Below are 9,990 nucleotides of genomic sequence, written 5' to 3' on the forward strand. Positions count from 1 at the left end.
GTCGCCGGCAACAACACCGTCGCCGCCGTTACCCCCGGCGCCGCCATTACCCCACAACAGCCCCCCGGGCGCGCCTGCCTGGCCAGTCCCGGGCGCCCCACCAGCGCCATCACCGATCAACTTCCGTCCCAGCAGCAACTGGCTCGGCGTATTGATCACATCCAGGACGGCCTGCTCGACCATCTGGAGCGGCTGGGCGTTAGCGGCCTCGGCAATCGCATAGGCGTTCCCGGCCTCGGTCAGCGATCGCACAAACTGCCCGTGAAACACCGCGGCCTGAGCGCTCAGCGAGCGATACTCCTGCGCGTGCGCGCCGAATAACGCCGCTATCGCCTCCGAAACCTCGTCCGCAGCCGCCGCCAGCACCTGCGTCGTGGGACCCGCCGCCACCGCATTCGCCGCGCTGATCGTCGCCTCAATCTCGGCCAAGTCCGCGGCCACCGCGGCCACTATCTCCGGCGAGACCGTCAACAGCATGACGATTCCTCCAACACCAGCGGCGCAAACACCACTCGGTCGCTGGTCACAAAGACCGCCGGTGACAACGCTGCTCTTGTGCGACAACCGGCTCGGGGTACTAGTCGTTGGACGTCGCCGAATTGCTGGCGTAGGACACTAACTACTCCTCTCGGATCAGCCGAGAAAACTGCCAGCCTTGGGTGAGTTATCACCGAAAACCGGCTCGAAAATGGCGCTTCCAGGAATTCCGATGTCGATCGCGACGCCGTACGCGCCATTGAAGTTGTCATTGTTGAAAGCGAGTTGATTATTGAGCTAGACACCGAGAGGGTCATCAAACTCAACTCCTCTCGTCAGTTGCCACCAAAGCCGAGGAAGCGTGCCCGATCAGCTATCACCGACTACCTTCTGCGACGAAGTATCGTGCGCCGTTTTCCCGTTGTCGCCGGTCTGGAAAAAGTTGAGACGAGCTAGCAGCCAGCGCACGACGGAATGTCTCACGGCAGGCGTCCTACCTGCGAAAATGACGATTCGAATGCGCAAGAAAGTCGCAGCTTGCGACAATTTTGTTCGAGGCGAAGCCCCTTAACTTCGCGCAGTTTTGGCCTGATCGACTACCAGGCGCCCGTTGCCGAGTACTGGCACGCGTTCGGGGCCAACGCCAAGTCTCATGATCGTTTTGCCGTCGATGGTGGAATCGAACTGGAAGTCCAGCGCCCACACCACCTTCGGCGCGGTTCAGCCCCTTGACCGGCGGCAGGCGCCATCGCAGCGCGGCCTCGCAGCGCGACGGAAAGCCACTACCACCCTCTAAGCCGCAATGCGTCGTCGATTCGGCCACACTCGACGAGGTGCCCAATAAGCATTGTCCGCATCGCACGCCGCTGGCCGTCGGCGTCGGCGAGATCCGGAACCGCGAGGTTATGTAGAGCGAATCCGTGCGCAAGAGCGACAAAGGCTTCAGCAACATCCTGGGCCTGGGGTGCACCGGTTGCGGTAATGGCGACCGCCGTGACATTGCGCGCGGCGGTCAAGGCCTCGGCGAGGGTGTCACGAAACTCGGGATAGCGCGCGGCGGTGAGGTAGGCCTCCAGTAGTGCAGCGGTTTCTGGCCACCGCGGCGCGGCCGCAGCAGCAAAGGCAGTCGTTATCTCCTCAGGAGTCCGGCGCTGATCGGTGAGGATCTGCGCCAGTGCGTTCAGGTGGGCGATGTCCTGGCCGGCAAATACGAGGAGCGCCTCGCGGCCTAAATCGGCGATCGAATCGTAGAAATAACCGATCGTCGCCAGCGGTAAACCCGCCTGCTCGGTAACCGCACGGTGCGTTATGCCAGCGAAGCCTTTTGCGGCGGCCACTTCGAGGGTCGCACGCAGCAACGCATCTTTTCGCGCCTGCGCACGTGCCTGATGTCGCGGAGTTTTCACGGTCAATTCTTACCCGAAGTTAGATGGCCTTGTGAACTGATTTGCAGTGTTGCGCTGGGGTTGTTGCAGGGGGTGCGCTGTTTTGTCGTGTTAGTACGGCAGCCGTAGATCGTGATCATTGGGTTTTCTCGTCGTCGGCAGTGGGATTGGCGAGCTCGGAACTGGCGTTGTCGTCACCATCTTGGCCATGCCAGCGGGCTGGTGATGGTGCGGATTGTAGTGAGTAGTAATGCGTCGACGGGCGGCAGCATTCGTCGACAGTCGACGCGATTGGTAGGTCAACGTGGTCGCGTGTTCTCGAGTTCCCGCGGTGGCCGCCGCGCGGAGTCATGGTTGCAGCACCAAACTTCCCCCCATCATAACCTGGAACTTCTTCTGGATTTTTGTCCGAAAGTCTCCTACCATCTGACGCGTGGCCCGCATGCATGCGTTTTGCGACGACTTTCTGGCGGACCATGATGCGGTGGCCCTCGAAGCCCTGGTCCGGGATGGTGAGGCCAGTCCGGCCCAGCTGGCCGCCGCCGCACGGGAGCGGGCCGCACGCGGGGCGTACCTCGCGCCCATCGCCTCCGATGCATTCAACGATCCACGCCCCTCGCGGCCGGGCCGCTTCTTTGGTGTTCCGACGTTCGTGACGGACAACCTGAACGTCGTGGGGATGCCGACCAATCATGGCACGAAGGCCTGCACCGCCAAGCCGGCCAAGTACGACGACGGCCCGCATCCAACCACTCACACACCGTTGGTTGTGTGTAGATGAAAACCTGGACCAATTTCGCCGGCGACCAGACTTGCCGCCCCGCCGCCGTGGCGCGGCCCACCTGCCAAGACGAACTCGCCGCAGCAATCGCGAGCGCCGCACGGTCTGGGCGACGCGTTCGAGTGGCTGGTGCAGGACATTCCTTCACCGACGCCGTGCTCACCGACGGGACACTGATCGACCTGTCGGGCATGAACCGCGTCCTCGACATCGACCACGAATCGGCCCTGGTCCGCTGCCAAGCCGGCATCTCCCTGGGCGCCTTGAACACGACGATGTGGGAAAGCGGCCTCGCTTTTGCGAACCTCGGCGACATCGACGTCCAATCGATCGCTGGGGCCACGGCCACCGGCACCCACGGCACCGGTCACACCCTGCCCAACCTGTCAGCATCGCTGCACTCGATTGAGCTGACCCTCGCAGACGGCGCGACGATCGAAGTAAACGCCCACAATGACCCCGCCGCATACAGAGCCGCGCGGGTCAGCATTGGCGCGCTCGGAGTCGTCAGCGCCGTCACGCTGCAGGCCGTCCCAGCGTTCACCCTCCACGGAGTCGATACCACGATGCCCTTCGAGAAGGTCCTCGGCGAACTCGATGACCTGATCAAAGCCAACGACCACTTCGGCTTCTTCGCATTCCCGCACAGCGACATGGTGCTCACCAAAACCTGGAACCGCACCGACGCCGCGCCGGCACCGCCCAGCCGAGCAAGCCAGTGGCTCCACGATGTCGCGATCACCAACTATGCGTATTGGGGTGCCTGTCTTGCCGGCCGCGCGTGGCCCCACCTAATACCCGCCATCAACCGCGCCTGCACCCGTCTCGCGGGTACCACGCGGCGCACCGATCGCTCCTATCGAATCTTCGCAACACCACGACGCGTACCCCTGACCGAGATGGAGTACGCCATCCCCATCGAACATGCCGCCGAAGCCGTCCGCCTCGTCCGCGACGTCGCGTCCCGCCACAAGGCGCCAACCCCCCTCGAAGTGCGATTTGTCGCCCCGGACGACGCCTACCTCAGTCCCGCCGCCGGTCGGCAAACCTGCTATATAGCCGTGCACCAATTCAAAGGCCTGCCCTGGGAAACGTTCTTCCGCGAGGTAGAACAGATCATGCTGGGCTTCGACGGACGCCCGCACTGGGGCAAGCGCCACTTCCGCACAGCCGACACGCTGCGCCCCACCTATCCCGACTGGGACGCCTTCGCCGCAGTACGGTCCCGCCTCGACCCGGCCGGCCTATTCACAAATAATTACGTTTCACGGGTGCTGGGCCCGGTACCCGAATGACCGCCCACCTCCACCAGCGCTTTCCCGAGCTGCGCGACACACTCCAACACGTCGCCCTCGGAAGCGCTCCCACACCCGTGCATCAACTATCACGCCTCACGACTACCGACACTCCGGTCTGGATCAAAGACGACGGCACTTACGGCAACGGGGGCTGGGGTGGGAACAAGGTCCGCAAGCTGGAATGGCTGCTGCCCGAGGTCAAGCGCCAACGCCGAAACACCATCCTTACCTTCGGCGGCATCGGCACCAACTGGGGCCTAGCCGCCTCGCTATACGCCCGCGCATGCGGTATCCACACTGCCCTCGCGCTTATCAACCAGCCAGTAGACAGCCATGTAACAGCCCAGCTCAAACGCCTCCGCGCATCCGGCGCCGACATTTACTTGACCCGCAGCAAGTCACGCACCATCGCGGCCGCGCCCTTCCTCTACCTGCGCCACCGTCGGCCCTACCTGCTACCGGCCGGCGGCTCTTCACCATTAGGAACGCTCGGGTACGTCGAGATGGCATTCGAACTCGCCGCTCAGATCCAGGGCGGCACCATGCCCACACCATCGTCGATCGTCACCGCAGTCGGGTCCGGCGGTACCGTCGCCGGCCTGCACCTCGGTCTCGCGCTGGCCGGTCTTACCGACACTCAAGTGATTGGCATCGTCGTCAACGACACGCTGCGCCTAAATCATCAATCGATCACATCCCTCGCACGTCGAGCAGCACGCCTACTGCGGAATCGCGGCGCAAACCTGCCGCCCATCCACTTGCGTGCAGACCGCCTACTTCTTCTGCGACACTGGCTCGGCGCGGGCTACGGCCACCCAACCAGCGGGGGCGCACGCGCACTGAAACTCGCGCGCGACACCGAGCAACTCGAACTCGATTCTGTCTACACTGCCAAGGCCATGGCCGCCCTTCTCGACCTCACCGCCAATGGACGACTGCCCGATGGACCCACCCTCTATCTTCAGACGCACGGGCCCCGCTAGCGAGATCGCAAAAGCATCGCGAGACTAGTTGTCAGCACACTTTTTTGGATCCGTCGCGCCCGCTCCGGCGACTTTATGCGGCGGCTGCGCAGCCTCAGCGACGTGCCTCCAACCTGGCGGGCGTCGGTCACATGGATATCTCTCGCCGACGAAGTATGGATATCTTTCTAGATCTAATCCAGAATTTTATCTAGTTTAGAAAACTCTGGACTTGCCCGTTTTCAGCATCACGAGCCCGGGTTTACGGTGCATTGCACGGGAATTCCGCAGTTAAGCGCTTCACGATCACCAAGCTCCACACCTTGCTGCCCGCCAGGGATATGTTAGGCCGCCTGGAGTTCTTCGGACCCCAAAACTAGAACTATTTCTAGGTTATGGTGTAACTTGACGCTACAACGCTCGTCCTGCTCGACGGGGTGCGGGCGGCGTTGACAATTGCCCGGCCTGCGGCGGTGTCCTCGGCTCCGCTGTCGGACTTTTCGAACATTTGCCCTGTTGTGTTGGACGGAAGGACAGTCGTCGATGAGCTTTTTCGTGTTGCCGCCGGAGGTCAATTCGGCGCGGATGTTCGCCGGCGCAGGCTCGGCTCCCATGTTGGAGGCAGCCGCTGCCTGGAATAACTTGGCTTCCGAGCTCGATTCGGCGGCGCGATCGTTCTCCTCGATGATTTCGGGGTTGACCGCCCAGGCTTGGCAGGGGCCGGCGTCGAAAGCGATGCTGGCCGCGGCCGCGCCCTATGCGGGGTGGTTGAGCACGGCGGCATCCCACGCGTCGGGCGCCTCGGCACAGGCCGAAGCGGTCGTGGGCGCGTTTGAATCGGCGGTGGCAGCCACGGTGCACCCGGAACTAGTAGCGGTTAACCGTTCTAACTTTGTGTCCCTGGTGCTGTCGAATCTGTTCGGACAGAACGCGCCGGCGATTGCGGCCGCCGAGAGCATCTATGAGGAGATGTGGGCGCAGGACGTGGCCGCGATGGTGGGATACCACGGTGGAGCGGCGGCGGCTGTTGCCCAGTTGACCGCGCCGGCCGCGTCGGCATTACCCAACTTCGGTTACGGCAATATCGGTCAGGGCAATGTCGGCTTCTTCAACACCGGCACGCTCAACTTCGGTATCAGCAACATCAGCCCGAACTTCACCCCGACCGACCCGGCCATCCTGTTGGGCGGGGTAGGAATCGCCAACAACGGCCTGAACAACTTCGGCGCTTGGAACACCGGCTCGCTCAATATGGGTATCGGCAACGTCAGCCCACACATCACTCCCACCGACCCCCTGACCCAATTCGGTGGCGTGGGCATCGCCAACCACGGCATCAACAACGTCGGCATCGGCAACGTCGGCGCCAACAACTCAGGATTACCGTTGGGACCCTTGGGGCTACTGGGGATAGGCAACAACGGCACCTTCAACCAGGGCTTCTTCAACACCGGCAACCACAACCTGGGCGCCTTCCTGCACGGTGACAACCTCATCGGCGTCGGACCCCTCCACATCAGCAGCAGCGCTCTAAACGGACTACTACCCGGGGCCGCCGCGTCGGCATTACCCAACTTCGGTTACGGCAATATCGGTCAGGGCAATGTCGGCTTCTTCAACACCGGCACGCTCAACTTCGGTATCAGCAACATCAGCCCGAACTTCACCCCGACCGACCCGGCCATCCTGTTGGGCGGGGTAGGAATCGCCAACAACGGCCTGAACAACTTCGGCGCTTGGAACACCGGCTCGCTCAATATGGGTATCGGCAACGTCAGCCCACACATCACTCCCACCGACCCCCTGACCCAATTCGGTGGCGTGGGCATCGCCAACCACGGCATCAACAACGTCGGCATCGGCAACGTCGGCGCCAACAACTCAGGATTACCGTTGGGACCCTTGGGGCTACTGGGGATAGGCAACAACGGCACCTTCAACCAGGGCTTCTTCAACACCGGCAACCACAACCTGGGCGCCTTCCTGCACGGTGACAACCTCATCGGCGTCGGGCCCCTGCACATCCGGAGGTAGATGCGGATCTGGGCAAAGCCACGCCGGGCTACTCCGATATCAGCAATCTTGACGTGGCCACTGCAAATTAGCTCAGACCACCGATGGACCGTGTGGCGTGAACCGTTGATTGTTCAGCCTTGATCCGGCGGGCTGGGGTATGACTGTTCCGCTGGCCCGCTTTGCTGTTGCTTCCTGGCTGTCAGAACGGGTGGTGTCGCTCAAGCCGGGCGGGTGCGATTGTGTTGTGCCACAGCGCAAGCCGTGCTGATTCCCGGGGCCGGCGGCTGTGCAGGTGGCTAGCCGCCCTGGGCGGTCGTCATCGATGCGACGACACTTTGATGTACGTCGCTATTAGCAGCCCAGTCACCACCGAGTGCGTTGAGCGCCGCCCAGTTGCTTTGCCTGCGGCGTGAAAGTGGTTGCATTCCCTCGCGGCCAGCAATCGAAATGCGCTGACCGCCCTTCCCGCTGGCGAATGACAGCGACGGCTGAGAACCCATCTGGGCCGCATGCCAACCTTGCCGCTGACCTAGCGAGCGACATGGTCAGAAATCCGGCAATTCGCCCACCAAATAACTGGAAGATATTCTAGGATTGGCCAATGGCTGGCATACCCGCCCTTCCCCCCACGTTGTGTGCCGCACCTGTCCGTGACGGAGTGCGGACACCGGTCGATGTCGGTGGAACGCCGACTGCAAGTTATGGATCGTTCCTGCCGCTCGCAACCCGCTCACTACGTCCCCCGCGCGCCGTTGACTATTTTGCCCGGCTTGACGAACACACTCCCGTATCGCGAAAGGAATCGCGTCGATGACGTACGTGCTCGCTGAACCACAGATCATGGCAGCAGTCGCCGAGGATATCGAGTGGATCGGTGCATCAATCGAGGTGGCCAATACTGCCGCGGCAAACTCGACCTCCCATGTGCTGGCGGCCGCCACCGACGAAGTGTCAGCAGCCATCGCGAAACTGTTTGCCGACCACGGGCACGAATACCAAGCTGTCGCGAACCAGGTTAGGGCGTTTCACAGTCAACTCCACCAGTCGCTCACTGCAGCGGCGGGTGCCTATGTGCAAGCCGAGACCACCAACGTCGCCGCCCTCCTGGGCGCGGCAAGAGCTCCCTTCGCCTCCACCGCGCCGACCGCGGCTGCTATTCCACCATTCCCGGCAAACGATGTGACATTGTTCCCCGGGGCCACCGGATTCCCCATACCAACACCAGCTCAGATTGAGGTCGTTAATTCGCTCTTCGTCAGGTCAACCGGCATCCTGCGGGCCTTGTTCACACCTCAAGAGGGCTACCCAATGACCGGGACCAAGAGCTTGCCGTTCGATACGTCGGTCCGCCTGGGCGTCACCATTCTTGAAAACACGCTCTACGACTTAATCCACAACGAGGGACAGTCGGTGACCGTTACCGGCCTTTCCCAGAGTGCGATTATCGCCACAGACACGATGCGAAACCTCGCTTCGGGAACTTCCATCTTTGGCGCGAGCCCCCCCACTGCCGACCAGCTCAACTTCGTGCTCCTCGGCAATGAATTGACCCCCAATGGGGGCATGTTTTCGCGTTTCCCACAACTGTATCTCCCGAGTGTAGGACTCACATTCGGTGGCGCGACGCCGCCAGACACCATCTATCCGACAGCTAACTACACTCTCGAGTACGATGGATTCGCCGACTTCCCGCGGTATCCGCTTAATATCATTTCAAATCTCAACGCCCTTGCCGGCATATTCTATGTACACCCCGCGTACTTAGACCTCACGCCGGGGCAGGTTGATAACGCAATTCTGTTACCGACGTCTCCCGGTTACTCTGGTGTCACCAGCTACTACATGATTCGGACCCAGAATCTGCCGCTCTTGGAACCGCTACGTGCGATGCCTGTCCTCGGAAATCCGCTAGCAAACCTGGTCCAACCGACCTTGAAAGTCATTGTCAATCTGGGTTACGGTGACCCAGCCTACGGCTTCTCAACAGATTACGCCGATGTGCCAACTACGTTCGGCCTTTTCCCGGATGTGAGCCCGGTCGTCGTTGCCGACGCACTCGCGGCCGGGGTCGAGCAGGGAGTCAACGACTTCGCCCGCGACATGCGGACGATCTTGGCGCAACCAATCACCATGCCGTCCCTGCCGATCTCGTCAACAGCCGACCTTGTGGCGACGTCGCTGACATTACCGTCACCGATGGAGGTCGTGAACACCGCCGCTTCGATTACTGCGAATAGCTATGCGGTCCTACTCCCAACCGCAGACATTGGTCTTTCCATGGTAACCACGGTGCCGGTCTACCTCGTCCAAATCGGCTTGGATCAATTACTACAGGGAAGCCTCATAAATGCCGTCGGATATCCGATTGCGGCTATTGCGGGATTGGGATCGATAGCAGGTGGTATTGAACTTCTCACAATCGGAAAAGCGACGATGAGTAATATTTCCGCAATCCAGCGCCTCACCGCCTAGTATTTGTGAAGCATCGGATTGCATTATCCTATCGCTTATTTCTACACACTGACAACCGCCCTTAACTTCGGCCTATACTGCCAGCGTTATACCGGGATTATTGATTTTCCGCGCGTCGATAGTCGCGATCGTTCACAGGGTGATGGTAGTTGTGTGTGCAAATGCACGGAAGTGCCTGTCTGACCCGTCCCGGCGAGTCCGGAGACTCCCGACCTTGGGAGGATCTGAGTTATGGGACGTGTCAGCAAGTACCCCGACGAGCTGCGTGAGCGTGCGGTGCGCATGGTCGCTGAGGTGCGCCCGCAGTACCCGTCGCAGTGGGCGGCGATCACCGCAGTCGCGGGCATGTTGGGGATCGGAACCCCCGAGACGCTGCGGACCTGGATCCGCCGCTCGGAGGTCGACACCGGTCAGCGTCCGGGTGACGACGCAGATCGCTGAGGAGAACAAGGCGCTGCGCAAGGAGATCGCCGAGCTGCGCCGGGCCAATGAGATCTTGAAAGCAGCGGCGATTTTCTTCGGGGCCGAGCTGTGCGCCACGAGGCGCTTGGTGTGTCGGGAGGTGGTGAGAGACCGTCTCTGTTGGGCCGTCGCAGCGG

General features: G+C 61.7%; 7 protein-coding genes and 1 pseudogene. 6 read left to right on the top strand and 2 right to left on the bottom strand.

From position 1 onward, the window contains the following. Both BST27_RS28690 and BST27_RS28695 read right to left on the bottom strand, forming a co-directional pair. Positions 1-477: PE family protein (locus tag BST27_RS28690; protein ID WP_170062389.1), on the bottom strand; the 477-nt coding region annotated here is incomplete at its 3' end. A 782-nt stretch (positions 478-1,259) separates the two neighbouring features. Beyond that, entirely contained in the window at positions 1,260-1,883 is a 624-nt protein-coding gene (locus BST27_RS28695) for a TetR/AcrR family transcriptional regulator (RefSeq protein WP_331250628.1), read from the bottom strand. A gap of 412 nt (positions 1,884-2,295) precedes the next feature. Here BST27_RS28695 and BST27_RS28700 point away from each other — a divergent pair, with 412 nt between their 5' ends. From BST27_RS28700 to BST27_RS28725, 6 genes and pseudogenes are all read left to right on the top strand, one after another. Beyond that, positions 2,296-2,643, top strand: coding sequence for an amidase (locus tag BST27_RS28700; RefSeq protein WP_139805430.1), 348 nt, complete (start codon positions 2,296-2,298; stop codon positions 2,641-2,643). Further along, positions 2,640-3,938 (top strand): D-arabinono-1,4-lactone oxidase, encoded by a 1,299-nt coding sequence (locus BST27_RS28705; RefSeq protein WP_069420864.1) that lies wholly within the window; start codon positions 2,640-2,642, stop codon positions 3,936-3,938. The genes BST27_RS28700 and BST27_RS28705 overlap by 4 nt, the downstream gene beginning before the upstream one ends. Next, the gene (locus tag BST27_RS28710; protein ID WP_069420863.1) at positions 3,935-4,924 is read left to right on the top strand and encodes a 1-aminocyclopropane-1-carboxylate deaminase/D-cysteine desulfhydrase; all 990 of its coding nucleotides are present in this window, start codon (positions 3,935-3,937) and stop codon (positions 4,922-4,924) included. Before BST27_RS28705 ends, BST27_RS28710 begins: the two co-directional genes overlap by 4 nt. A gap of 522 nt (positions 4,925-5,446) precedes the next feature. Further along, positions 5,447-6,937: a PPE family protein gene (locus BST27_RS28715; protein ID WP_069420862.1), complete on the top strand. Its 1,491-nt coding sequence runs from the start codon at positions 5,447-5,449 to the stop codon at positions 6,935-6,937. Positions 6,938-7,729: 792 nt separating this feature from the next. Then, positions 7,730-9,391 (top strand): PE family protein, encoded by a 1,662-nt coding sequence (locus tag BST27_RS28720; protein ID WP_069420861.1) that lies wholly within the window; start codon positions 7,730-7,732, stop codon positions 9,389-9,391. A gap of 231 nt (positions 9,392-9,622) precedes the next feature. Next, a pseudogene (locus tag BST27_RS28725) lies at positions 9,623-9,990 on the top strand (transposase); the annotation flags it as partial.

Origin of the sequence: Mycobacterium intermedium, from assembly GCF_002086275.1 — a bacterium.
Classification (GTDB): domain Bacteria; phylum Actinomycetota; class Actinomycetes; order Mycobacteriales; family Mycobacteriaceae; genus Mycobacterium; species Mycobacterium intermedium.

Bases quoted from the DNA above. Each gene is read 5' to 3' on its own strand.
- BST27_RS28705 (WP_069420864.1), top strand. From the start codon at position 2,640: ATGAAAACCTGGACCAATTTCGCCGGCGACCAGACTTGCCGCCCCGCC.
- BST27_RS28715 (WP_069420862.1), top strand. From the start codon at position 5,447: ATGAGCTTTTTCGTGTTGCCGCCGGAGGTCAATTCGGCGCGGATGTTC.
- BST27_RS28710 (WP_069420863.1), top strand. From the start codon at position 3,935: ATGACCGCCCACCTCCACCAGCGCTTTCCCGAGCTGCGCGACACACTC.
- BST27_RS28720 (WP_069420861.1), top strand. From the start codon at position 7,730: ATGACGTACGTGCTCGCTGAACCACAGATCATGGCAGCAGTCGCCGAG.